At 53.5% G+C, this 23,088-nt stretch carries 23 protein-coding genes, 1 tRNA gene and 1 pseudogene; 19 read left to right on the top strand and 6 right to left on the bottom strand.

Annotation, left to right across the window (positions count from 1 at the left end):
* Positions 1-15: 15 nt before the first annotated feature.
* The 3 genes from O4G22_RS10810 to O4G22_RS10800 all read right to left on the bottom strand — a co-directional run bounded on the left by O4G22_RS10810 (position 16) and on the right by O4G22_RS10800 (position 4,064).
* The gene (locus tag O4G22_RS10810) at positions 16-687 is read right to left on the bottom strand and encodes a tyrosine-protein phosphatase (RefSeq protein ID WP_094136146.1); all 672 of its coding nucleotides are present in this window, start codon (positions 685-687) and stop codon (positions 16-18) included.
* A gap of 65 nt (positions 688-752) precedes the next feature.
* Positions 753-3,152, bottom strand: coding sequence for a GumC family protein (locus tag O4G22_RS10805; protein WP_306713885.1), 2,400 nt, complete (start codon positions 3,150-3,152; stop codon positions 753-755).
* A gap of 129 nt (positions 3,153-3,281) precedes the next feature.
* The gene (locus O4G22_RS10800; RefSeq protein WP_094136144.1) at positions 3,282-4,064 is read right to left on the bottom strand and encodes a polysaccharide biosynthesis/export family protein; all 783 of its coding nucleotides are present in this window, start codon (positions 4,062-4,064) and stop codon (positions 3,282-3,284) included.
* A 913-nt stretch (positions 4,065-4,977) separates the two neighbouring features.
* On the opposite strand from O4G22_RS10800, the gene O4G22_RS10795 reads away from it, so the two are divergent.
* Together O4G22_RS10795 and O4G22_RS10790 are read left to right on the top strand one after the other, a co-directional pair.
* Complete coding sequence (locus tag O4G22_RS10795) at positions 4,978-7,503, top strand: FtsK/SpoIIIE family DNA translocase (protein ID WP_306701771.1); 2,526 nt, start codon at positions 4,978-4,980, stop codon at positions 7,501-7,503.
* Positions 7,504-7,523: 20 nt separating this feature from the next.
* A complete protein-coding gene (locus tag O4G22_RS10790) occupies positions 7,524-8,150 on the top strand; it encodes a hypothetical protein (RefSeq protein ID WP_306701770.1) in 627 nt (208 codons plus the stop codon).
* Between the two features lie 74 nt (positions 8,151-8,224).
* On the opposite strand, the pseudogene O4G22_RS10785 reads toward O4G22_RS10790, so the two are convergent.
* Positions 8,225-8,656 (bottom strand): annotated as a pseudogene (locus tag O4G22_RS10785) (GNAT family N-acetyltransferase); the annotation flags it as partial.
* A 102-nt stretch (positions 8,657-8,758) separates the two neighbouring features.
* On the opposite strand from O4G22_RS10785, the gene rbr reads away from it, so the two are divergent.
* From rbr to O4G22_RS10760, 5 genes are all read left to right on the top strand, one after another.
* The gene (rbr, locus tag O4G22_RS10780; RefSeq protein ID WP_094153270.1) at positions 8,759-9,334 is read left to right on the top strand and encodes a rubrerythrin; all 576 of its coding nucleotides are present in this window, start codon (positions 8,759-8,761) and stop codon (positions 9,332-9,334) included.
* A gap of 48 nt (positions 9,335-9,382) precedes the next feature.
* On the top strand, positions 9,383-12,076 hold the full coding sequence (ccsA, locus tag O4G22_RS10775; protein WP_306701769.1) for a cytochrome c biogenesis protein CcsA: 2,694 nt from the start codon (positions 9,383-9,385) through the stop codon (positions 12,074-12,076).
* Positions 12,077-12,271: 195 nt separating this feature from the next.
* Positions 12,272-12,346, top strand: a tRNA-Val gene (locus tag O4G22_RS10770).
* 209 nt (positions 12,347-12,555) lie between these two features.
* Complete coding sequence (locus O4G22_RS10765) at positions 12,556-13,800, top strand: tyrosine-type recombinase/integrase (RefSeq protein ID WP_046435205.1); 1,245 nt, start codon at positions 12,556-12,558, stop codon at positions 13,798-13,800.
* 43 nt (positions 13,801-13,843) lie between these two features.
* Positions 13,844-14,146 carry a hypothetical protein gene (locus O4G22_RS10760; RefSeq protein ID WP_306713884.1) on the top strand — a complete coding sequence of 101 codons (303 nt, stop codon included), beginning with the start codon at positions 13,844-13,846 and terminating at the stop codon, positions 14,144-14,146.
* Between the two features lie 493 nt (positions 14,147-14,639).
* On the opposite strand, the gene O4G22_RS10755 is transcribed toward O4G22_RS10760, so the two are convergent.
* A complete protein-coding gene (locus O4G22_RS10755; protein ID WP_102747734.1) occupies positions 14,640-15,188 on the bottom strand; it encodes a hypothetical protein in 549 nt (182 codons plus the stop codon).
* A gap of 35 nt (positions 15,189-15,223) precedes the next feature.
* Here O4G22_RS10755 and O4G22_RS10750 point away from each other — a divergent pair, with 35 nt between their 5' ends.
* The 11 genes from O4G22_RS10750 to O4G22_RS10700 all read left to right on the top strand — a co-directional run bounded on the left by O4G22_RS10750 (position 15,224) and on the right by O4G22_RS10700 (position 22,217).
* Positions 15,224-15,505 carry a hypothetical protein gene (locus O4G22_RS10750; protein ID WP_306701768.1) on the top strand — a complete coding sequence of 94 codons (282 nt, stop codon included), beginning with the start codon at positions 15,224-15,226 and terminating at the stop codon, positions 15,503-15,505.
* A gap of 126 nt (positions 15,506-15,631) precedes the next feature.
* Complete coding sequence (locus O4G22_RS10745) at positions 15,632-15,934, top strand: hypothetical protein (RefSeq protein WP_306701767.1); 303 nt, start codon at positions 15,632-15,634, stop codon at positions 15,932-15,934.
* Positions 15,921-16,268, top strand: coding sequence for a hypothetical protein (locus tag O4G22_RS10740; RefSeq protein WP_215452903.1), 348 nt, complete (start codon positions 15,921-15,923; stop codon positions 16,266-16,268). The genes O4G22_RS10745 and O4G22_RS10740 overlap by 14 nt, the downstream gene beginning before the upstream one ends.
* A complete protein-coding gene (locus O4G22_RS10735; RefSeq protein WP_306701766.1) occupies positions 16,261-16,875 on the top strand; it encodes a hypothetical protein in 615 nt (204 codons plus the stop codon). The genes O4G22_RS10740 and O4G22_RS10735 overlap by 8 nt, the downstream gene beginning before the upstream one ends.
* Complete coding sequence (locus O4G22_RS10730) at positions 16,872-17,231, top strand: hypothetical protein (protein WP_215452907.1); 360 nt, start codon at positions 16,872-16,874, stop codon at positions 17,229-17,231. Before O4G22_RS10735 ends, O4G22_RS10730 begins: the two co-directional genes overlap by 4 nt.
* Entirely contained in the window at positions 17,228-17,809 is a 582-nt protein-coding gene (locus tag O4G22_RS10725) for an ASCH domain-containing protein (protein ID WP_215452909.1), read from the top strand. The genes O4G22_RS10730 and O4G22_RS10725 overlap by 4 nt, the downstream gene beginning before the upstream one ends.
* A gap of 309 nt (positions 17,810-18,118) precedes the next feature.
* Positions 18,119-19,138: a DNA cytosine methyltransferase gene (locus tag O4G22_RS10720; RefSeq protein ID WP_345784521.1), complete on the top strand. Its 1,020-nt coding sequence runs from the start codon at positions 18,119-18,121 to the stop codon at positions 19,136-19,138.
* Positions 19,135-19,947 (top strand): DNA adenine methylase, encoded by an 813-nt coding sequence (locus O4G22_RS10715; RefSeq protein ID WP_306701764.1) that lies wholly within the window; start codon positions 19,135-19,137, stop codon positions 19,945-19,947. Before O4G22_RS10720 ends, O4G22_RS10715 begins: the two co-directional genes overlap by 4 nt.
* Positions 19,948-20,534: 587 nt before the next feature.
* The gene (locus tag O4G22_RS10710) at positions 20,535-20,999 is read left to right on the top strand and encodes a hypothetical protein (RefSeq protein ID WP_306701763.1); all 465 of its coding nucleotides are present in this window, start codon (positions 20,535-20,537) and stop codon (positions 20,997-20,999) included.
* 2 nt (positions 21,000-21,001) lie between these two features.
* Positions 21,002-21,703: a hypothetical protein gene (locus tag O4G22_RS10705; RefSeq protein WP_215452916.1), complete on the top strand. Its 702-nt coding sequence runs from the start codon at positions 21,002-21,004 to the stop codon at positions 21,701-21,703.
* Positions 21,704-21,764: 61 nt separating this feature from the next.
* The gene (locus tag O4G22_RS10700) at positions 21,765-22,217 is read left to right on the top strand and encodes a hypothetical protein (RefSeq protein WP_215452918.1); all 453 of its coding nucleotides are present in this window, start codon (positions 21,765-21,767) and stop codon (positions 22,215-22,217) included.
* Between the two features lie 79 nt (positions 22,218-22,296).
* Here O4G22_RS10700 and O4G22_RS10695 read toward each other — a convergent pair whose 3' ends face one another.
* Entirely contained in the window at positions 22,297-22,530 is a 234-nt protein-coding gene (locus O4G22_RS10695; protein ID WP_128252707.1) for a hypothetical protein, read from the bottom strand.
* Between the two features lie 92 nt (positions 22,531-22,622).
* On the opposite strand from O4G22_RS10695, the gene O4G22_RS10690 reads away from it, so the two are divergent.
* The gene (locus O4G22_RS10690) at positions 22,623-23,084 is read left to right on the top strand and encodes a hypothetical protein (RefSeq protein ID WP_046437321.1); all 462 of its coding nucleotides are present in this window, start codon (positions 22,623-22,625) and stop codon (positions 23,082-23,084) included.
* Positions 23,085-23,088: the final 4 nt, after the last annotated feature.

Genomic DNA, 23,088 nt, shown 5'->3' with positions numbered 1-23,088 from the left:
ACAGGGTAGGAGGAGTCAGGTTTTCAGAGGTATGCGGTTGGCCATGGCGATGTTGTGGCTGTCCGTCCCCCACCATTCATAAAGCTGGCGGGTGCGGAACGTTTGTGCCAGGGCTGCGGCGGATTTGCCGTAGAACCCTTTCAGGGAGCCGACATTGCCCTGGTATTTGACGCCTTCCTGCCGGGCCAGCTGGAGAAACTCTTCCTGCTGCAGGATGCGACCGTAACGTTCAGGGTGCGCCAGGACAGGGATGTAACCCCTGTCCCGGACGGCGCTGATCATGTCCTTCCAGGCGCCGGGAAGGTAGTACTGGGGCAATTCCACCAACAGGTGGGTGCCGTCGTAGGTCAGAGGGGTATAACGACGCAGCTGTTCGCTGAACTGGTTGTCCAGCATGTATTCCGCCGCAAGCCGGAGCTGGAAGTGTTCGTTCCTGGCGTCGGCAAGCAGCTGGTCAAAGCGGCGGCGCAGGAAGTCGGGCGTGTTCTCCGGATAGCGCGCCATGATATGGGGGGTACAGTAGGCTCCCTTAAGTCCCATGGCTTTGAGCCGGCGGATGATGCCCAGGCTTTCCTTGAGGCTGGAGGCTCCGTCGTCCACTCCCCATAGAATATGGGTATGCATATCCATGCCGTCCGGAAAGAGGCTGGATGTGGTGTACCGGGGAGTGAACAGGTTGCCGAACATGGTTGCTGCGAAAAAGATTAAAGAGAAGGGAAGAAAGCCTTGGGCTTATGCATGGCCTGCTCTTATTAATCCTGTTTCCCGGCGGTTTGCTGCGGGTCTTTGGCGCCGTAGCCATACTGGTAACCGTAGCCGTAGCCATAGTAGCTGTAGCTGGCGGACTTGAAGTTGACTCCGTTGATGATGTACGCCATATTGGGCAGTTTTCCCTGATCGGCCAGTTGCTGGATCTGGGTTAAGTATCGTTTGTCTATTTTCCCGCTGCGCACGGTGTACAGGGTGATATCGCTGAGGGATGCCAGAATGGCGGTATCTGCCAGAATGCCGTAGGGCGGAGCGTCAATGATGACGGCGTCATACTGTTTTTTCAGAATGTCCAGGATTTGACCCAGCAGGGGATGGCTGAGAAGGGTGACCGGATTGGGCACCGTGGGACCGGTATAAAGGACATCCATGCCGCGGGCGTCTTCCCCTACAGGGCGGATGACGCCGGTGGTGTCGGGGTTCTGGCGGAGCAGGATGGAGGTGAGCCCTTTGCGGCCGGAGCCGCCGAGGCGCCGGGTCAGGGAGGATTTGCGTAAATCCCCGTCAATGAGAAGGACTTTTTTGCCGGCATAGGCGAAAGCGGCTGCCAGATTGGCGGAGGTAAAGGTTTTCCCTTCTCCGGGGAGGGTGGAGGTGACCAGAATGACGTGCCCCCCCTGTTCCGGCCTGGGAAGCATGGAATCTACGTTATTGCGCAGGATGTGGAAGCATTCCGCGATGACGGAATGTTCGTCCTGAATGAAAAGTTTGGTGTTCCTGCTTTCTTTTTTGCTCATTTGGGGCAGTTCGGCAATGACCGGCTGCCTGTTTACAGAGGGGAGATCATGTTTATTGTTGACCTTATTGTTCAACATGGCCACTCCCATGAAAGCCAGGATACTGAGCAGGGCCCCGCCCGCCGTTCCTCCAGCGACGTATTTAATGGTTTTAGGAGAGATAGGGAGGTTGGAGCCATGGGCGGCTTCCAGAACCCGGGCATTGGATTCCGTTACCGCCATGGCCAGGGCGTTTTCCTGTTCCTTGCTCAACAGCATCAGGTACAGTTCTTCCTTAACCTTGTGTTCACGGATGAGCGGAATGATTTCCTGTTCCTTGATGGCGGTTTCCGTGAGGCGTTCAGTCAGGGAATTCCTTTTGTCGATAAGCTGGTTAAGTTTGAGGTCCAGATTGCTGCGGTAGTTGGAGAGAGCTTTGTTAGCCGCCGCTCTGGTGGAATTCATCCTGTCCTTCAGGCTCACGGTAATCGGGTTTTGGGAGCCGGCGCTTCCGGCAATTTTCTGATATTCCAGATAAGCCTCGTTGTAATGTTCTATCTGCCGGGCGATGCCGGAGTCGGGCAGACCGGTTTCTACGGAGATCAGCCCCTGCTTGCGTTCGCTTTCCTTGAGATTGTCAGCAAGGGTGGACGCCAGTTTTATTTGAGTTTCAAGATCAAAGATTTCCTTTTCCAGCGCCTGGGAGGTGCTGAAATCCGCGCTCATGGTTGTGTCCGTATCTTTAACGATGTCACTCTTCGTTTTAAATTCGGTGAGTTTCTTGTCCACGTCGCTCAGGGAGGCTCCAAGTTCTTGCAGCCGGTCCCTAATGAAGATTTTCGTTTTAAGGGAAGCCTTGTTCCGTTCATCCTTGGAGATTTGGTTGTAAACCTGGATGAGGTGGTTGAGCGTATCTTCGGCTTTCTGAGGATTGCTGGACGTCAGAGTCATCTCCAGAAGGCTGGATTCCTTGGAGTCCGGACGGGTAATGGTCAGGCCATGGAGCAGGGCGTTGGCGGTTTCAAGGACGGGAGAGTGCCGTACGATGACGGTTTTTCCGTTCCATGCGTCGGTCATCAGGGAAGTAGGATGGACGGAAACGGTGGCAAAGGGAAGCGTGAGAGGTTTGCCGTAAAAACCTTCCAGCAGGATGAGTTCCCCCTGATTATTGGGATGGCCAAGCGTGAAGCGTTTTTCATCCAGCGGCGTGATGTGCAGAGTGCAGGCGCGCTGCTTGTCGATCTGTTCAAAGTTCACCAATAAAGGACTGGCATGGTAGAGGTCCAGCTCCCTGAAGTCTTTTTTTTCCCAATAGGATGTGTTGAGGTTGAGGTCTTCCACCACTTTGTTCATTAATGCGGTGGATTTGAGCACGAGGCTTTCATTGGCCAGGTTGGCCGCGTTGGGGTCTATGTTCAATTCCGCCATGATGCGTTCGGAAGAAGCGTCGCTGCCTGTTTTGGAGTCGCGCATCAGAACGCTGGCTTTTTTCTGATAAATATAATTCTGTTTGCCGGCCAGATAATAGGCCGCCGTGCCTCCGGCGAGGGCTGCCAGAATGATGATGAACCAGTAACGGCGCAGAATCATCAGCACCGTATCCAGGGAAAGCGCTGTTTCTTCTGTGTTTTCCGTACCAGGAGGGGTGGGAGCTGTATTTTTTGTCATAGAGGAAAGAAGGTGGAAGGTTGTATGGGAAGACTGAATCCCTAGGAAAACGGTTCGGTTGAACCGAACCGTCCCTATATTTCCGTTCTCAGGTATGATTAACCGGACGGGAAAGCGGCTGAATGTCCGCTACAGGCACAGGGCGACCACGGCCAGAGTAATGCCAAGCCCGGAGAGTCCCCAGCCGTACCATTGGGCAGCGTCGCTGCGCGTGTTGACCTTGCGGTCTGAGGGGGTCACGTAAATGATGTCGTTTTGCTGGATATAATAATAGGGAGAAGTGAACAGATCCTTGCTGCGCAGATCAATGCTGGCGATTTGACGGGTTCCGTTGGTTTCCCGGATCAGCGTGACGTCCCGGTTGCCGTCAATATTCAGGTCTCCCGCCCGGCTGATGGCCTCCAGAATTGTCAGGCGCTGTCCTTCAATGGTGTAGGTTCCGGGGGCATTAACTTCGCCCAGAACGGAGAATTTGAAATTCATGATTTGCACATTGACGGAGGCGTCCCGGATGTAGTCATTGTTCTTGAGGGTCGCGGCAATGTCGGAAGCCAGTTGGGAGCAGGTTTTGCCCGCAGCTTTCATTTTGCCGATGACGGGCAGGACGATGTAGCCCTGGGCGTCCACCAGATATCCTTTGGGTTTGTTGCTGGAACTGCCGGAGGCGGAGCCTATTTCAGACACGGCAAAAGGTGCGGTGAGCTCCGGCTGTTTGCTGCTGACCGCGATGTAGAGCTGGTCGTCTTTCTGGATGGTTGTCTGGTAGTTTGCCTTGATGTTTTCCCTGGAATTTTCAGAAACGTCCTGGATATAAAGGACTTCCTTGGGGCTGACGCAGGAAGGCAGGAGAGCGGCCCCGGCCATGGCCAGGGAGCACAGAATGGCTTTATTGATGAGGTTGTTTGTGTTCATTTGGTGAGGAAGGAGGAACGTTGCTTTTGGGAGGGAAAGACGAACGCGGAAAACAGGGGAAGATATTATTCCGGATCAAAGGGTTTTCTTTCTTGTGCCGGAAGCGCTGCGGGAATGGCGTGCTGCCTTCCGTGGCTGCGATTTTCCGGAGGGTTGAAAGAAAAAGGCCGCTTTGTGTTCAGTCATGATGTTAAATTTGATGATTTTGATTTTTTTTGTTCGGAATAAGAAAGTGTTTGAAAAAGGCAGGGGAATAATCAGCAGTAATGAGAAGCGGCCGGCAGGATTGGTCCCGCCGGACGTGCTGGGGAGAGATTGGCTGACACTCCCGCATATAAGGGTTGTACCTGGTTAACAGACTGTAATTGCTGTATCATGGGGGTGAGGTTTCTAATTAACGGATTTCAAATTCGGTGTCAATAGTAATCCCTCAAAAAAAACTGCTTATTATTATCTATGAATATAACAATAAGAGGCGAATGTTGTAGGAATTATGTGTTTTGGTTCACTAAAATTCTGACAATTAGAAAGTTGAGTTAAATTACAATATTCCTATTTTTTTAATAGGATTTGAAATCCGCTGAATGTTTCATGAATCATCAAAATGTCAAACGATATGTCTTTTTATAATAAAAATTTATGCTAATAATAAATAATCAAACAGATATGAAAAATAAGCATTGAAATTGCTTCGGTTTTATTGATTTTGGGAGGGTAAGACCAGTATTTTCTCAGGTAGGGAAAGGGCGTTCTCCGGCGATGCTCTTCCGGGGCGGCAAAAGCGCTTAAGGAACCGTATTTCCGGTCCGGAAGTCGGCGCTTCCAGGTTTTGGGGAAGTTGATTCGCGCAAATCCTCTTCTTCCCGGTTTGGCCTTGAGTTTAGGGCGAAGAGCCGCTAGAATAAAAACAGGTATGGCATTGGATACGCAGGAGCATCATGCATTTGAGCATGAAGAGGGGCGTTCCCCTGTTTGGATTGGAATGGCATGGGGCGTCGTGTCTTTGTTGGGGGGGGCGGCTCTTCTGGCTGCCATGCTGACGTTTGATGTGCGGGAAATAGGCTGGAGTTATTTAAATGGTTCCGGGCAGGTCATTCCGGGTACGTCCAATGTGCTGGGAACGGTGGGATTATATGGCGCGGGGATTTTTTATTGGACGCTGGGAGGCATGGCCTGGATGCTGGTTATTCTGTTGGAGTGGTGGGGGCTTTATCGTCTGCTCCACCATGGAAGACTGCCCCGCAGCGTGGTTTACGGAGGTTTGTGCCTGTTGTTGTTCGGATGCCTGTTTCTGACGGCCGGGCATGTGCCGGGAAACGAATGGGTGGCCCGCCACCAGATTCAGGGGGCGGGAGGATTGGCGGGCCATTTGCTGGGAACCGGTCTGTTTCTCCCGTTGGCCGGCAGATCCGCTGTGCTGGCGCTTTCCGGATTTGGCTATTTGATGGCTCTGGTTTATGCGGCAGGGATGCGGCCCCGGCCGTTTTGCCGGGCCATGCTGCGGGAATGGAGGGCCTGGCGTATGAACAGGAAGGAAAAAATGCTGGCTCGCCAGACCGCCCAGCTTGCCAGGGAAGCTGCGCGCGTGAGGGCCAGCATGCAGGATGCCGCTTTGTCCGCCCCCAGACCGGTTACAAAGGGCCGGGCTTCCGTTCCCCGTCTCCAGCGTACCGGGGACGATCTGGAAAGTTTGTATCATGAAGCGGCTGCCGCTTCTCCGTCCCGGCCGGAGGACTCTGCCCCTCCTCCCGGCGCTCCGCGCGCCCAGGGCCGTCTTCCCCTGGCTCCGCGGCCCAGGATTACCATTGCGGAACCGGCGGAAATGAAGCCCGCGCCCAAAGAGCAGCCTTTTTCCAAATTGTCCACGCCGCCCACGGAAGAATTCCGCGAGTATGCGCTGCCCCCCTTTGAATTGCTGCATTATGAGGAAAAGCCGGAAGGCCCCACGGCGGAAGACAAGGAAGAGATGCTGGAAATACAGCAGAAAATTATTGATACCCTGACGACATTCCGCGTGGACGTGACGCCGGGGGATATTACCCGCGGCCCGACCATCACCCGTTATGAAGTCTATCCCGCGCGCGGCGTGCGCGTAAACACTTTTGACCAGTATGCGAAGGATATTGCGCTGGCGACCAAGGCGGAAAGCGTGAACATCGTGGCCCCCATTCCGGGCAAGGATACGGTGGGAATTGAAATCGTCAACCGGAAGAAGGTGGCTGTTCCCCTGCGGGAGCTTTTGCAGGACCCGGCCTTTTGTTCCCCCAAGAAAAAGATACCGCTGGCTCTGGGGAAGGACGTGTATGGACGCACCGTGATCGGGGATTTGGCGTCTATGCCGCACCTGTTGGTGGCCGGCGCCACTGGATCCGGAAAATCCGTGTGCATCAACAGCATCATTTCCTCCATGCTTTTGAAATTCCGTCCGGATGAACTGAGGCTCATCCTGGTGGATCCGAAGGTGGTGGAAATGCAGCCTTATTCCAAGCTGCCGCATCTGATTGTTCCGGTGGTGACGGATCCCAAGAAAGTTCCCAATGCCCTGCGTTGGTGCGTGAATGAGATGGAGCACCGCTACCATTGCTTTGCCAAGGTGGGCGTGCGAAATTTTGAAGCTTTCAACAAGCGCCCGCCGGATGTTCCTGCGGAAGAGGCGGAGGAACCGGAAGACGGGCAAGGGGATGAAGCTTTGGCGGAATCCATTGCCAGAGACCTGGAATCCCAGGGGGAATGGCCTGTGGAAGAAGATGATGAACTGGATCTGGAGGACGACGAAATTATCCCCGAACGCTTCCCCTATATCGTCATTATTATTGATGAACTTGCGGACCTGATGCAGACAGTGGGAGCGGATATAGAAACGAATATCGGCCGTCTTACTCAAAAGGCCCGTGCCGCAGGCATCCACCTTATTGTAGCGACGCAGACGCCCCGAAGACAGGTGGTGACGGGGACGATCAAGGCCAATATCCCGACGCGCATCGCCTTCCAGGTGGCGAGCGGTACGGATAGCCGCGTGATTCTGGACAGGCAGGGGGCGGAAAAACTGGTGGGCAAAGGGGACCTTCTGTATTTGCCGCCGGGTTCCGCCCAGGTGGAACGGGCGCAGGGTGCCTTTATCTCTGACGATGAGGTGGAAGCCCTGGTGGCCCACTGCGCTTCCCAGGCCAAGCAGAAATTCCATGAAGAGGTTCAGAAATCCCTGGACGAGCCTTCCCGGGGGGGAGCGGACAGTCCGCTGGACGACGCGGAGGAGGAATGTTATGCCAAGTGTCTGGAAGTGGCCGTCGTGGAGCGTAAAGTAAGCACCTCCCTGTTGCAGCGGCGTTTGAGCATCGGATACGGTCGTGCGGCGCGCATGATGGATTTGCTGGAATCCCGCGGCATTATTGCCCCGGCGGATAATACCAACCGTCCACGCAAGGTGCTGGTGGAATGAAACGATGAAAAAAACTCCCCATGAGACGAATTGTTTCCCTGCCTGTTCTGGCGGCGTTGGTGCTGGGCGCTTCCTGTTCCCAGCAGGTGCAGCAGCCCGTTAAAAAAGCAGCCCCTCCCCCCGTATATGTGGGAAAGGTGGAGCAGGTGTATCCCAATCATCATTATGTGTTGATTGCGCTGGCCGGGAACGTTTATGAACCGGGGACCGTGCTCATCTCCCAATCTCCGGGACGGGAGGAAAAATGCAGAGTCGCCAACCTGATCGTGACGGAGGAGCGGATGGGACGTGCGCGCATTCCTGCGGATATCCGCAGCGGCGCCGTGGAGGCGGGGGACCTGGTGTTCCTGTACCGGAACCTGGCTGTTCCGGAAAGTTCCGGAAAGATGGATGAGCAGAAGCCGATCAGCCCGGAACCGGAAGCGGATGAGGACAGCAAGGTTGTTGCTCCGCCGATTGTCTCGAATGGTGGCAGGACGGCGGACGGGCTGATGCCGCTGCCCGGGGATCAGCCTGTTCCGGCTTCTGCGGATCAGGAGCGGATTTCCCGGGAGCGGGAGAAAATACTCCGGGAGCTGGAAAGCGTTCCGGACAAGCTGGAAGAACCGTGGAGCAGGACTTTCTCCGGAAAACCGGCGGGAAGGTGACCGGAGGCGGAGGTAGCCGCCATGTTTCACAGGGCGGGAAGGCGCTCCTGTGGATGAGGCCGGGTATTGGGAATTCAGATACCGGTTTCCTTGAAACGGACGGATGACTTGTTCCAGTATTCCTGATAAACCCGGTCCTCCTGTCCATCCAGATTCAACTGGTACATGCGGAAAGTGACCGGAATATTTTTGGGTTGCCACAGCTCTTCATAGGAATACTGGTAGCGCATGCCCAGCTGTTTCATGACGCCTCCGCTGTGGGGATTCCTGATATCGTGTGTGGCCGTGATGTAGGGTATGCCGTCTTTCTTCAACCGGGCGACAACAGCCCTGGCCGCCTCCGTGGCAAAGCCTCTGTGCCAGAACTCTTTAAGCAATCCGTAGCCGAGGTCATGGCTGCCGTCCGTGCCTGCATGGATATACCCTGCCGGGAGGTTGCTGTTTTTCGGGCAAATGGCGTAATGATACCCGTAAGGCCGTTTGTACACTTCCTGGTACCTCTTTTGTTTTTCCGGATATGTTCATTTTTTAGATTCATTCAATAATTGCTTGTTTTTTCGCGGCGTCTTATTAGGATGCTTTCGTTTACGCAACCAGATGACTAATTTATGAAATCCATCAAAGGGACAGAAACAGAAAAGAATCTTCTCAAGGCTTTTGCCGGGGAATCTGAAGCGCGCAACCGCTACACCTACTTTGCCGGCGTAGCCAAGAAGGCCGGTTACGAACAGATTGCCGCTATCTTTCTGGAAACGGCCGACAATGAGAAAGAACATGCCAAGGTATTTTTCAAACTGCTGAAAGACGCCTGCATTGAAGTAACGCACGCCGTCTGCACGGCTCCTTTGGAATCTACGGAGGATTGTCTGCTGGCCGCAGCCGCCGGCGAGCATGACGAATGGTCCGACATGTACCCTGCATTTGCCGAAGTGGCGGACAGGGAAGGCTTCCCCGCCATTGCGGAAACTTTCCGCAAGATTGCCTCCGTAGAGCAGCACCATGAAGCCCGTTACCTCAAGCTGGCTGAAAACGTGCGCGAAGGCAGGGTTTTTGCCAAGGAGAAGGAAATCCAGTGGAAGTGCCGCAACTGCGGTTATGTACATACCGGCACCACTGCCCCCAAGGTGTGTCCGGCCTGCGCGCATCCCCAGGCATTCTTTGAAGAATTGGCGGACAATTTTTAATAACTTTTTATCCAGAGATATGGTTGAGGCCGGTTTCACGAGCTGATCGTGCAATCGGCCCTCTTTTTGGACTACGGACGCCTTACGCTGATGGACAGGGAACGAACGGATGCGGCTTGGGAAAAATATGGACGCAGCCTCTGGAATGTTGCCGGAAGCTACGGGTTGGGCATCGCCCTGATGCTGATTCTTCTGGCGCTGACTTTTGCCGGAACGCTGCACCAGGTGAGGCTGTCTTCCTCCATGGGGGCGGAGGCTGCCATAGAGTCTTTTTTCGGGGCGGCGTATGTGCTGATACCGCTGGGCGGGGAGAACTCCCTGATTTCCCTGCCTCTGCCCGGCATGGGCATTACCTGCGTCCTGCTGTTCATCAACCTGCTCATAGGCGGGATGTTCCGCATCCGGTGGACCTGGAGGCACGCGGGCGTGCTGGTGGCTCATGGGGGTATTTTGCTGCTGCTGGCAGGCATCATGCTGGGCAACAAAATGACGGTGGCCGTGGAACAGGTGGAACTGCCCCAGGGGGACCGGGTGCACGAATCTTCCCTTCCGTTTGATTTGCGCCTGAACCGCTTTGTGCCGGAGTTTTATCCGGGAACTTCCAAACCTAAATCCTATGAATCCCAGGTAACCGTCTTCCCGGAATCCGGCGGTCAGTATGACGCCGTTATCCGCATGAACGAGCCTCTGCGCCTTTCCGGCTGGACGCTGTACCAGATGAGCTGGGGTCAGGATTCCCTGCATCCGGGCAGGCTTATCTCCATTCTCCGCGCTTCCCATAATCCCCTGGAGCAGATGCCCAAATGGTCCTCCTACATCATCGCTGCAGGGTTGCTGTGGCATTTTGGCTGTGTTTTCGGCAGATACCTGCGCCGCAAACCCGGGCTTGCGGCTGCCGAACCGGAGGTGAAGGAGGAACCGCAGGCTGCTTCCGCCTCCGGCGGAAAAAAACGTCTGCGCCTGGCAGGCATTTGCCTGCTGGTAGCGGCCATCTTCGGCATCGGCATGCTGGCGGCGCGGCCTGCCGTCCATCCGGTTCTGGTGGAACATTATGTGCCCTGGTCTTCCTTTTTGGTGGAACGGGCCGGGGCCATGGCCGTTCAGGACGGCGGCCGCCTGAAGCCTGTTTCTACTTATGCGGGTTTCCATCTGCTCCGGACGCTGGGCAAAAGAAGCTTGGTGATTGATACGCCGGAGGGGAAAAGGAAGCTCTCCCCGGTGGAATGGATGCTGGACAGCATGTTCCGTCCGGAGCTGGCGGAACAATATCCTGTTTTTCTGGTCAATCGGGAAGAGGTGGTCAGGCGCCTGCACCTGCCGGACCAGAAAGACAAGCGGAAAAAATACTCTTATGCGCAGCTTGCGGAACGCTGGGAGGAAATGACCCGTGCCGTCCGGGAAATCCGGTTGCTGGGAGAAACGAATCTGACAGAAGCCCAGAAGGAAATTCTGTCCCTTGCCCGCAACTTTGACGTGGTGCGGGGCTGGATGCTTGGCTCCCGGATCATGCTGGAAGACCCCGCCGCCATGGAACGGATGGACTTCCCGCGCTGGTTTCCTGCTGTCGGCCGTGATGGAGAACGCCTGTGGACGGCCGCCCCGGATAAAGCTGCCGGAGCCTTTTTGGCAATGGCGTCCCTGCTGGAACGCAAGGCAGTCGGCATGGCAGGGGCGGAGGCTTCCGCACTGCGGATGAAAGCGGAAGGCCTGCTGCTGGAAAAGCTGGTTCAGCCCAATGAAGCCGCCTCCGCCGGAGATCGGCACGGCCTGGAAAGAGAAATTTTCTACTATCGTCTGGATCCGCTTTATGTTTCCCTGGCTGTCTTTGTAGCGGCGTTCGTGTGCCTGCTGCTCTGCGCGCTTTTCCGCCCGGTTGCCAACGCTCCCTTCTGGCGGCGTTTTCTCCGGCCCGGAGGTTTCAGCCTGGCGTGGCTGACAGGCGCGGGCGGAGCCGGAGTGCTGGCTGCGGCGCTGGTCATCCGCGTGCTCATCACCATGAGGTCCCCGGTGGGCAATACGTATGAAACCATCGCTTTCATCGCCTGCATGGGAGTTCTCTGCGCTCTTGTGGTGGAACTTTTCAGTAAAAAGGGAATTGTACTGGCGGCGGGGCTTTTGCTTGGGGCTTTCTCCTGTCAGATGGGTATTTTGTATGAATCCTCCCAGGCTGTGGACCATATGGATCCCCTGGTGGCCATCCTGCGCTCCAATTTCCTGCTTTCCACCCATGTCATTACCATTGTGCTGGGGTACGCGGCCGGGTTGCTGGCGGCGGTGCTCTCCCATATATACCTGCTGGCTTCCCCCTTGCGCCTGATTGGCGGAAAAACGGAACAATCCCTGGGCCGCATGGCTTACGGCATCTTGTGTTTTTCCCTGGTGTTTACGCTGGTGGGAACGGTTTTTGGGGGTATTTGGGGCAATGAATCCTGGGGGCGTTTCTGGGGCTGGGATCCCAAGGAAAACGGAGCGTTGATGATTGTTCTGTGGCAATTGACCGTATTGCATGCCCGGAAAGCCGGATGGCTGTCTTCCTGGCTGCTCCACTTCAGCAATGTGGTGGGCGGCGTTATCATTGCCTTTGCCTGGTGGGGCGTCAATATGCTGGGAGTAGGGCTGCACTCCTACGGGTTCACCTCCGGTCGGGATGCGTTAGACATGTTCTATGGGGCCGAGGCTGTATTGTGCGTCCTCTTCATTATCCTGCATTACCGTGCTCTCCGGCGTGTGGACATCAGGTAGGGAAACAGGTTTCGGAAATAATTCGCAAGCATATTCCCGGAAAGGAACAGGAAATTTTCACCTGCCTTCTTTTCTTTTTCCGGAATTTGCGGTGTCCAGAGTTTACTGATATGGAGAACAAGGAGATGAAAACGCATTTTTCTCATTTTCTCCTTGCCGGGTCCGGTTTTCCGGTATATATTCCCGCCACCTCATGCACGGATAGCTCAGTGGTAGAGCGGCTGTCTTACACACAGTTGGTCGTGGGTTCGAATCCCTCTCCGTGTACCAAAAGCTTTCTTTTTGAATAAAAAGCCCGCACAATGAAAGTGCGGGCTTTTTCGTTGTTTTTTAGAGGGTTAATTAATAAATAGTTTGTTAGGTGACAGGGTATGACGGGATATGAATAGTTGCTTTTTGATGCTAGTTATGATGCTATATCAGGCATGGCGTTTTTGAGATGCAGAAAGGGATCTCGGTTTTGGCATGCTTGTTTTTATGTGCCCACCGCATCCGGCAAGTGGAAACTTGTCACTCATAGTACCAAGATTGAAGTTGCTCCGGCGGGTGCTATATCTGAGAAGGATGCTCAGAGGCTTTTAAACAGCGGTATGGAGCGGGAGAAGGTGGAGGCTCTAAAGGAGGCGGGGATGTCCGCGACGGATGCGCGGAAGCTGGCTCAAAAGGTGGCTGATGCGTGGGAGTCCGCCGCAAAGAAGGGATGGACTGTTTTCCATATACGGAAGGTGATTGGGGAGTTGGCTGTAGAGGTGACAGGAGAGGAGGTTTCTGCTCCTACTGTGCGTGCTTGGTTTGGCGATTTTATTGCCGGGTTGGGCAGAAAGGGGAAGTCTGTTGCGACTGTCCGGAATTATCGGAATGCCGCAAACAGGTTTTATACATTTTTGGAAGACAGGGTTGATTGGTCAATGGAACGTATTACTCCCCGCATGATGAATGATTTTATGCTGGAACTGGCCGGAATGTTTGCCGTCAAGACAGTGAAGAAGGAGTTTGGGATGGTTTGCGCTGTTTTTAATGCTGCTGTTAAGTTGGGTGTGATTGAGAGGAATCCCGGAATGGGAGTGGAGCTGCCGAGGGATAAAAAGACGGATTCTGGAAGAATTGCCCGGCGCGGTTTTACGCTGGAAGAGTTGCGGAGAGTGTTGGAGCGATGTGATGAGGAGTGGAGGAGTATGGTGTTGTGTTCTCTTTATCTTGGCGGCCAGAGGTTGGGGGATGTGGCGATGCTGAGGTGGGATGCTGTGGATTGGGAAAAGGGAGTGGTGAAATTGGTGACTCAAAAGACGGGCCGGGAGATGGTGGTGCCGATGGTTCCGGTTTTGGCCGGAGTGTTGCGCGAGCGGCAAACTGTCTGTGGAGAGGATGCCGTGTTTGTTCATCCGTCCCGTGCCGAGATGTATGAGCGGTCTGGGAGCGGCAGGTTGTCTGCGGAGTTTTCCGGGATGTTGTTTGATGCCGGTTTGATTGACCGTGATCCACGATTGGCCGGGAAAAGATACAGGAAATTAACTCCTGCCAGAGACGGAAAGAGAAGGGTGAAGAATGAGCTGTCTTTCCACTCTTTGCGTTATACTGTAGCAACGATGCTGCATGATGCAGGAGTGGTTCCGGCGATGGTGCAGGAGATTGTAGGGCACTCTTCCGCCGCCGTGCATGCCGGGTATATTAAGTTTGGAGCGGAGGCGACGGAGAAGGCGTTGGAGAAGTTGCCGGAGTTGTAAAGTTTTTTCTTTATCTGATTTAAATTATAATTATTGTGACGATATGTGTGCAATGCGATTGGTAAGTAAGAAGGAGAATCCTGTTAGTGCGCTTTTGGCTTCTGAAAGTAGAGAACGCGCAAAAAAGTTTATAGATATACGGGTATTGTCTACCGAAGGGATAGAGGATGAAATAGATGTTTTGAGAAAATTGGCCAAAGATTATTATGAGGTCTGTGATGAAAATGTAAAACTTAAGAAAAATATATATGATATTAACAATGAATTGAATAAATTAAATTCTATAAGAGAAAAAGAGGTTGAGTTATTAGGGGTTTTAAGGGGGAATTATATTCTTGTTGGGTGAATTCTAATTGTTTTATTCAAGGGACAATTTTCTTTTTCGCTGTAATTTTAAGTGTCATAGGATTTATATACGATGGTTCTTTTATTGGTCCTTTCGTGTTGTTTTTAATTGGGAGTCTGTTATCTCTTTTGAAGGGGTGGGATAGAAATGAACATTATGATTCTATGATGTATATTTGTTCAAAATTGTTGCTTGATAATAAGGTTGTGGATAGCAATGGAGATGATTGCCCTTTAACAATGAAAGAGCGTCTTGGTGTGGTAATGGTTGTTGTGCTAGTGACAATTTTTTTGAGTTTCATTACTGTGGATTGGTCAGTTATTTTTTGATGGAAGGAGTTTGAGCGCGTGTTTTGTTAGAAAAATGCAGATTCTAACAAATATTTCTTGAAGAGAAGGTGTAATTGTGGCAAGGAGTGGCTTAGTTTATTGGGGACAGTTTTTCCCAAATATCCAAGTCAAAATCACAATTAGAGAAGTAATAACCGATGATGTTACGCAGAGCCTGATTTTCTCTTTGCGCCCGGATTAGTTCCGATGCGCAGTATGCCGAGAGTTTCTTCGGTTGTGCGTTTCCGGGTGGCGGGATCGGAAGATTCCGTATGGGAGGGGAGGCCTTGTTTGGCTGTCTCCTGTTTTTCCGTGCCTTGTTGTTGAGAGGCCAGCCGGGCAGCAAGGCGTTCTCCTATATCTTCTTGTTCACTGCACCACTCCACCGCCATTGTACAGTAAGCGGAGAGTTCCATGCGGAGGCGTAGAGCTTCTTTTTCCACCCGTCTTTGAGTGTCGTAGTCCAAGCGCAATTCCATTTTCCCGCGATTGTCCTGATTCGGCAAATTAGAAGGTTGTATAGAAGATTGATATTGTGTTTGAAGCATCAATTCATTAATTTTCAAAATGGCCTTAGCAGGGACAATACCTTTAGTTTCAAACCATTTTTCTACAGTTCTTTTAGATTTGGCTCCACATTGTTTAGCGAGCCATTCTCGGTCTTTTCCTATTGTTTTGAGCCAAGATTTTATTTGTTCTTTGCTAGGCGTCATGCGCTAACAATACGGTCTTTTTGCGTATTGGCAAGATGATTTTATTTCTTGTTTACGAAAAAAAACCGTGTTTTGTTGTTGACGAACACGGTGTTTTTTCGTATTTTGGTGACATGCGAAAGACAGAGCGACCGGAAATAGATTGGTTGGGCCTGAGTCCGCGAGCAATGGCGCGGGTGATGGAGCTGAGTGAGCAATTAAAAATTACTCCTAAAAAGGCGTTTGAGTTGATGGTGGCGGAAGCTGCCACACAGGGAGCCGATGTGAAAGAAGCATCCGCAAGCAGGAAGAAGCTGAGAGCGGGGACTGTGGCATGATGGATTTGATGGAGGAGGAGTTGATGTTGCTGGGGTGGGATTACAGTCACAGTCCTTTTTATTGAAAAGATTTTATCTCCCGGCTCCAAGGTGGAGGCCAAGAACAACAACCAACAACTGAATGATATGGGTGTAATTGAAGATGATGGCTGGCATGGGGTTAATCCCTGTCCGGGAGGCCATTTTCTGGCGCAGGATGAGGAGAGCATCAAGCCCAGCCTGCGGAGGGATGAGAGGGCATGGTGTCCTTTGGTTCCCTCCGCAGGAAGGGTGCTCCCGGTGAGGATGGGTGATTTGCCTTGGGGTGGCAAGCCTTGCATGCGGGCGTATGGTACTCCGGGGAGGTGCTGCCGGGTGAGAGGGTGGTTGTGGGGGATAGGGGTAGTGGCGTGTTTTGTGTTGATTGGAGGTGTTTATGTCTGCGGCTGATGATTTTAACAAGATTTTGTTTGCGGATGCCGTGCTGGATTTGCTGGCCGCGAAAGTAGTGGAACGGTTGGCTGCAACGGGAGGCGGGCAGGATAAGGCTGCGGGAATACAGGTGAAGGTGGAAAGTGGTCAGGATTGGGTGAGTGCGAAGGTGGCCCGTGCGGTGCTGGGGCGTAGTGATTCATGGCTTCACCGGACGGCCCAGCAGCATCCAGAGATTAAGCGATCCATGAAGCAACCGCACCAGAAGGTGGGGCGTCCGTTGTACAGTCTGCGAAGGATTTACCGAATTTTAGAAGATTCCGAAACAACCAAGAACCAAGACCATGAATAACAATGTGAAAGAACGGCCCATTCTGTTCAGCGGGGACATGATCTGCGCGCTATTGCAGGAATACAGCATGCCAGGCCAGTACAAGAACCAGACGCGCCGCACGCGCGGCCTGAACCGGTTTAATAATTTCCCGGAGCACCTGAAAGAAAGAGGCTGGGAGATTCAGGAGTTCATTGAAGTTGAACCCGGTTTATGGCTAGCTGTCTCCAATGACGAAAGCGGGGAATTTCCGGATGATGATTTTAATCCGTGGGTAAGATGCCCCTACGGGAAAGCGGGTGATCGACTGTGGGTAAAAGAAAACGGCCAGATGCCCCGGAAAGCGGCGCGGATTTTGTTGGAAATTACAGAAGTAAGAATTGAGCGGCTGTTAGACATTACACCGCAGGATGCCCGGATGGAGGGCATTGAAAGCGTCTGGCACGACGAAGAAACGGATGTCTGTTTATGGAAGGATTATTCAGGGAAATCCAATGGGTACATTTTTGCCCGGACGTCTTACTTTTCCCTGTGGGATAAATTAAAGGGAGCCGGATCATCTAAAATGAATCCGTGGGTATGGGTTATTAAGTTCAAGGTTTTAACGATTAACGGAGAATTGAAATGAAAGATATTAAATGCCCGCTATGCGGAACACTTTTGCAATTTTTCTACGAACTTAAATTTGGAGAGCTGGGCCGTGTTGGATGCTCATCCTGCGAATGGGTAACTTTTTTAGCGTCGTCGCATCGAGCTTGGAAAGCCGCCGAAGAATTCGTTTCCAAATTCCCGCCTTTCCTAAGGGTACATCAGGGAGACAATCTCAAACTGGATTTTGATGATGATATTTTAACCGTCATTGGCAAAGATACCGACCGCTGTAAAATCTATCTTGAGGATTGCAATGGAAATACAGAGATAGCCACGCCGGATGACGTGGATCAATGGCCGTGGGAGCTTGATCAGAAAGGAGGCCAGCAATGATTAACATCCTCTTATCCGTCAGGCGGCCTTTCTCCGGGAAAATTCTGTCCGGCGAAAAGAAATGGGAACTGCGTAAAAATGCGCCACGCCTCAACAAAGGCGACTCCGTCACACTGTGGCTCTACGAGTCCGGGAAAGACGGAAAACGGGCCATCATCGGCAAGTGTCGTTTAGTTGTCACTGCTTCACTTTATCTATACCCTCCAAAGGGGATTTTAGAATTGGCCATTAAGAATGCTTGCGTGACGGAAGAGCACCTGCGGAATTACCTGCCTTGTTGCGTCTGGAAAGTCACGGCCCCCGTGAAACTTCCCGCCGCCGTGCCGCTCTCTGTCATCGGCCTGACCCGCCCGCCGCTGTCGTGGCAGTACATCAGCCCGGAGCAGGCGGTTATTTTGGAAAAGGCAGCGTCATTGACTTCAAAGATGTGTGTTGAATGCCAGTTGTGGAGCGGCTGGGACGGTTGTTGCATGTCTCTCGCATCCGGTCACTTGTGGGAAGAAATGCCCTCGGATCATCCGGCCTGTGACGATTTCAAACCAGAAGAAATAGAACAGGAGGAAGAAGATGACGCCTGAACAGAAAGCTTTTTTTGAGTACGGCGGAGCTTGGGAACAGGTTGTTTTAACTCACAAGGGTATCAGATCGACCGTCAAAGCGTTGCCCGGGAAAACTCGCCAAAAACTTTTAAGGCAAGCCAGAAACGAGACTCATCAACATGAGCTTGTGCTTAACGCTTGGCAGAAGAGGTCCGCGTGCAGGGCGTGGGTGCATCCTATGCGACGGAGATGCTCGAATTGTGAGCACGACCCAAAACAGTACAAGTGCTGTGTAGGGTGCGCCGCTATGGGATGGCCTGTTTACTGGAAGCCGAGAAAGGAGGGAGAGTGAATGAGCTACATCTTTTCGCGGGCGCTGGTGGAGGCATACTTGGCAGCTCGCTGCTCGGATTCCGCACCGTTTGCGCCGTCGAACTCGAACCCTATCCCGCAAGCGTACTGCTCGCCCGACAGAATGACGGCTTACTCCCGCCTTTCCCGGTTTGGGATGACGTACGCACCTTTGACGGACGACCGTGGCGCGGCCTTGTTGACGTGGTATCTGGAGGCTTCCCGTGCCAGGACATTTCAGCCGCAGGAAAAGGCGCCGGCATTGACGGCGCCCGCTCCGGTCTCTGGCGGGAAATGCACCGAATTATCAATGAGGTACGACCGGAATTCGCATTCCTGGAAAACTCACCTCTGCTTGTGGGACGAGGACTTGCCAGAGTCCTCGGTGATCTTGCCGAAATCGGGTACGATGCGGAATGGCTTGTGCTGGGAGCGGACGATGTGGGAGCCCCGCACGTCAGAAAGCGCATCTGGATACTTGGTATGGATCGGAACGCCAACTGCCTCCGGGAAGAAGAGAAGCGAGAAGTTTCGGGAGGGCAACAAGCTGCCAAATCCACACGAGTTTGTGGAGATGTTTCCAAGTCCCCTTTCCTCGGATCACAAGAGACGTGGCCCGAACAGCAGGCAACAGGGATTGTCCGAATTTGTCCGGATGTTTCCTACTCCAACCGCCAGTTGCGGCGGCAAGGAAATCAACCGGGCAACAGGGAAGAAATTGATAACTGTGGTTTCACAGTTTCCAACGCCCCGCACCAAGGGGATGTGCGGGGGGACGGGGAGTTTTCGGAAAATGAAAGACCTGGAAGCCAAGGGAATTATCACGCCGGACGAGCGGAAACAAATGACTGCGGGGAGTGGTGGTCAGCTGAACCCGACGTGGGTCGAGTGGCTCATGGGGTGGCCGCTAGAGTGGACCGCCTTAAAGCCATTGGCAACGGCCAAGTTCCTGCAGTGGCGGCAACTGCATTCCGGGTTTTGCTTGGCAGATTCCAAGAAGGAAAGGAGGGGGAATGAACACTAGAGCACCACGGAAAAGGGCTCTGGCCCGGTATCTTGGAGGCAAAAACCGCATTGCCCCTTGGATTATCAGCTTTTTCCCGCCTCATAAAATCTACGTTGAACCCTTTGGTGGTTCCGGTGCGGTGTTGCTGAATAAACAGCCCGCCTGGATGGAGGTCTATAACGACCTTTATGACCGGGTGGTGAATTTCTTCGAGGTATTGCGGAACCCGGAGAAATCCGAACGGCTGGCCAGTTTGTTGGAATTGACGCCCTACGCTCAAACGGCCTATGCCCGGTCATTTGAGATTGCGGAAGACCCCGTGGAAGATGCCCTCCGCTTTGCCGTCAATAGTATGATGAGCTACGGCGGAGGAATCCACAAGCCGGGGTTCAAGCGCAACGGCTTACTCCGCACAACTCCCTATCCTCAAACATGGAGGGAATATCCCGAAATCGTTCGGGAATGTGCCGCCGAGCTGCGAAGCCGGAATATCGAGATCAACAACATGGACGCCCTGCAGGTCATGGCTCGCTATGACTCACCGGATACGCTGCATTACGTGGATCCTCCCTATGTGCAATCTACCCGCGGCAACCAGGTACGATACGAACACGAGTACGACCAACAGGACCATGAGCGGCTTCTTGTCTTTTTGAAGACCTTGAAAGGCAAGGTTGTTCTGTCTGGCTATGATTCCGACCTTTATTCCAGGCATCTTTCCGGCTGGCGGAAGGAATGCAAGGTCTCTCACGACACGCAGGGCGGCAAGAAGATTGAATGCCTGTGGCTTAACTACAACCCACAATTAACGCTTTTTTGACGATGCCGCGCAGGGAAATAAGAGACTGGTGCCAAGAGGTGGAGATGGATGAGTTAAGCTCTACCGGGGAACGTGTGTATGTCCGGCTGAGGATGGCTGCGGATAGCGCAGGGAGGTTTTACGGGGACGCTGAGTGGGTGCTGAGCAAGTGTTTTTCCTGCCGGGTGCATTTGTCCGTGGATGAGGTGGAACAGGCCCTGTGTGAGTTGGAGGCTGCCGGGATGGTCGTGAGGTATGAGGTAGAGGGTGGACGGTATCTGGCGATTACGGAGTGGGGCGTGAGACAGAGGAGCGAGCCTAAGTTTCCGGCTCCTCCTGTGAGGGTTGCGAGGCTCGGAGATGCCGTGTCAGACGGTTGTCCGTCAGCTGTCAGTCAGTTGTCAGACAAGCGTCAGTCAGTTGTCGGACATATGTCAGACAGTTGTCAGACATCCCCCCTCTCCCCCTCTTTCCCCCCCACGCCCCCCCATTCTTCCCCCACACCCCCGCACCTATCCGCGCGTGGCCGCGCGCGTGCGGGGGAGGGCCATTTGGGCGGTGATTTGGAGAATTCCGGGGTGAATCATGGTGAGGCTGCGCCTCCGCAAGTGCCTGATTCTGACGAATCAGGAGGTGTTTCAGATTCTCGCGGCGGTGTGATAGCCGGTTTGTTAAATAGTGTTAATGTTTTCAGAGCTAGTGATTTGCCGTTTAAGGAGGAGGTGGCCGGGGTAGTGCCAAAAAGGCCGAAGCGGTGTGCGGGCGTGTATGCTTTCGACGTGCCGGGGAGTGTGGAGGAGGTGCTGGCCGAGATGAGGAATGGTTTGCATTACTCAGAACGGGAAGATGAGCGTGTGAGGATGCTGGCGACGGATTTTTACGAGCATTACAAGGACGGGAGGACTGCGGGAGGCGGGTTGCTGAAGAATTGGAGGTATAAGGCGAAGGTTTGGCTGCAAGAGAATGCGCGGAAGTGGCAGAAGGAGCGGTTGCGGGAGGAACAGAAGGGCCGTGGCCGGGCCGCAGGTCAGGGAGTGAGAGAGGATATTGTGATTGATGCAGAAGGGTTTTAATGATGAATGATGATTTAGATGATGTGTTGTCCCGGATTGCGCTGCATGTGGAGAACGATGTGGCAGAGGCGGAGCCGACGATGTTTGATGATGCCGATGTGGTGTTTTCCCGCAAGTTGAAGCGGCTGAAGATGTGGGGCTGGCCGGAACAGTATTGCAAGCTGAAGCTTCCGTTTGCATCCGTGGAGGACGTGGATGCGGAACGCAAGGCCGGGATGTTGAGGGCTTGGCTGCTGGGGATGGCCGGGAAGGGGATGCTGGCCGTGGTGCTTGGCCTGAGAGGTACGGGCAAGACGTTGTCCGCCTGCAAGCTGGCGCGGGATTGCGGGTATGAGAGGGCATGGTATTTCAGCGGGGATGGCCTGTACCGGGAGAGGCTGGCGAAGATTGGGCTGGGAGGCAGTTTTGAGCGTGATTTTGCCGTACAGATAGGGCATCGGCGCAAGAGTTTGCTGGTGCTGGATGAGTTTCAGCGTGGTATTGGGTACAAGGGGGAAGGCAGGGATTTGAGTCTGGATTTTTTTGAGGAGGTGGTGAATGCACGATATAACGCGGAGTTAGATACTGTGATTGTGGCTAATTGGACGACGGATGATTTCAATAGGTACATGCCGGATAGCGTGAAGGATCGTGTGATCCAGCGGAGGAGCGAGAATCGCGGAGGGGTCAGGTGGTGCGATTGGCGGAGTTTCCGGCGTGCGTGACAGATTTCCCGGAACGGGTGTTCCGGAAAAACAGAAATAAACATAATAATATAAATATATTATGACTAAAAAGACAGTAAATAAGAGCAAGGTGGGGAAGAGTGAGGACATGAAGGCAACACAGGAGGATGTTGTGCGCATGTATGGCGATAGCATGGTTTGTGAGCCGTGCTGTGAGCCTGATGAGGCGTGTTGTGGTGATGATGCCGCCCTGCGCGGGGTTATTAGCGCGCCGGGTATGGGACGTGTTGGACGGAGACAGGCACGGCAGGGCAAGAAGTACCACGGGGAACGGCTGAAGCTGCTGGTGGAGGTGTGCGAGAAGTGGTGTTTGTTCCGTCAGCCGTGGAATACGCTGTTTATCCGTGATGCGCATGCTCTGATTGATTTGGGCTTGCTGGAGTATGTGAAGTCTGATAACGGATATATTCAGGTTCAGCCTACGGAGACGGGCATTGACCGGTACAAGACGATTGTGGCCGGGGTGTTCGGGGTGGAGGTTGAGGTTGCCTGAAGCGGCGGGCGGTTGAAGCGTTAATGCGTATGTGATGGTTTGAACGGAGGAGGATGCGGCCATGTGGAGGGCCGCCCGTTCAGGCCGTTGCCACAACGGCGATGAAGATGTATCGTTTGGTGGCGGCGACGGTGAGAGCGGTGTGTTTTGGGGAGCTGGAGATGACGCCGCTGGATTTTCTGGTTCTGATGGCGGTGGGGGAGCTGGGAGAGGTTGAGTGCAGAGGGGTAGTGGCGTGGTGCCGGGCGCGGAATAGCCAGTCTGTTTCCAATGCGCTGGCAAGGTTGCGGAGGATGGGGCTGCTGGAGGTCAAGGGGCAGAGGCCCTGCGTGACGTATGCGGCGAGCGCGGAGGGGAGGAGGGTGATAGAGGGCAGGTTTGCAAGATTAAGGTTAAGGATGCAAGATGAAGAAGTTAAGCGATAAGGAAGATGAGTTTTGCAAGATGGTTGTGTGGGAGAGTTTTACTCCCCGCGCGGCTTATGCGGTTGTGTGGAATCCCGGTGATGATGCGAGCGCGAGCGCAGGAGCGAGCCGCAAGATGAGGGAGCCGCACATTCAGGAGGAGCTGAAGAGGTTGAGAGCAGAGCTTGATGATGGGTATGCCCTGAGCGCAAAGGAGAAGAGGAGGTTTTTGGCGAAGCTGGTGCGCGGGGAGGTGGGCGTGGATTTGGGGCTGTTTGATTCCGTCCCTACTGTGCAGGAGGTGATGACTGCGATTAAGATTGATAATGAGATGGCCGGGCATAATGCGCCGTCTGAGGTGCATGTTGGGGGCCCTACGTTGGCGGAGGCTATTTTCGGGTTGTTGGGTGATCAGAGTTTGAAGGTGGGCGGCAATAGTGAGACGGTGACAGATGGCGAGTAGAGGT

It is taken from the genome of Akkermansia muciniphila (assembly GCF_030848305.1).
Classification (GTDB): domain Bacteria; phylum Verrucomicrobiota; class Verrucomicrobiia; order Verrucomicrobiales; family Akkermansiaceae; genus Akkermansia; species Akkermansia muciniphila_A.
The sequence above is the reverse complement of the archived record's forward strand: the minus strand, read 5'-3'. Positions and strand labels throughout refer to the sequence as shown.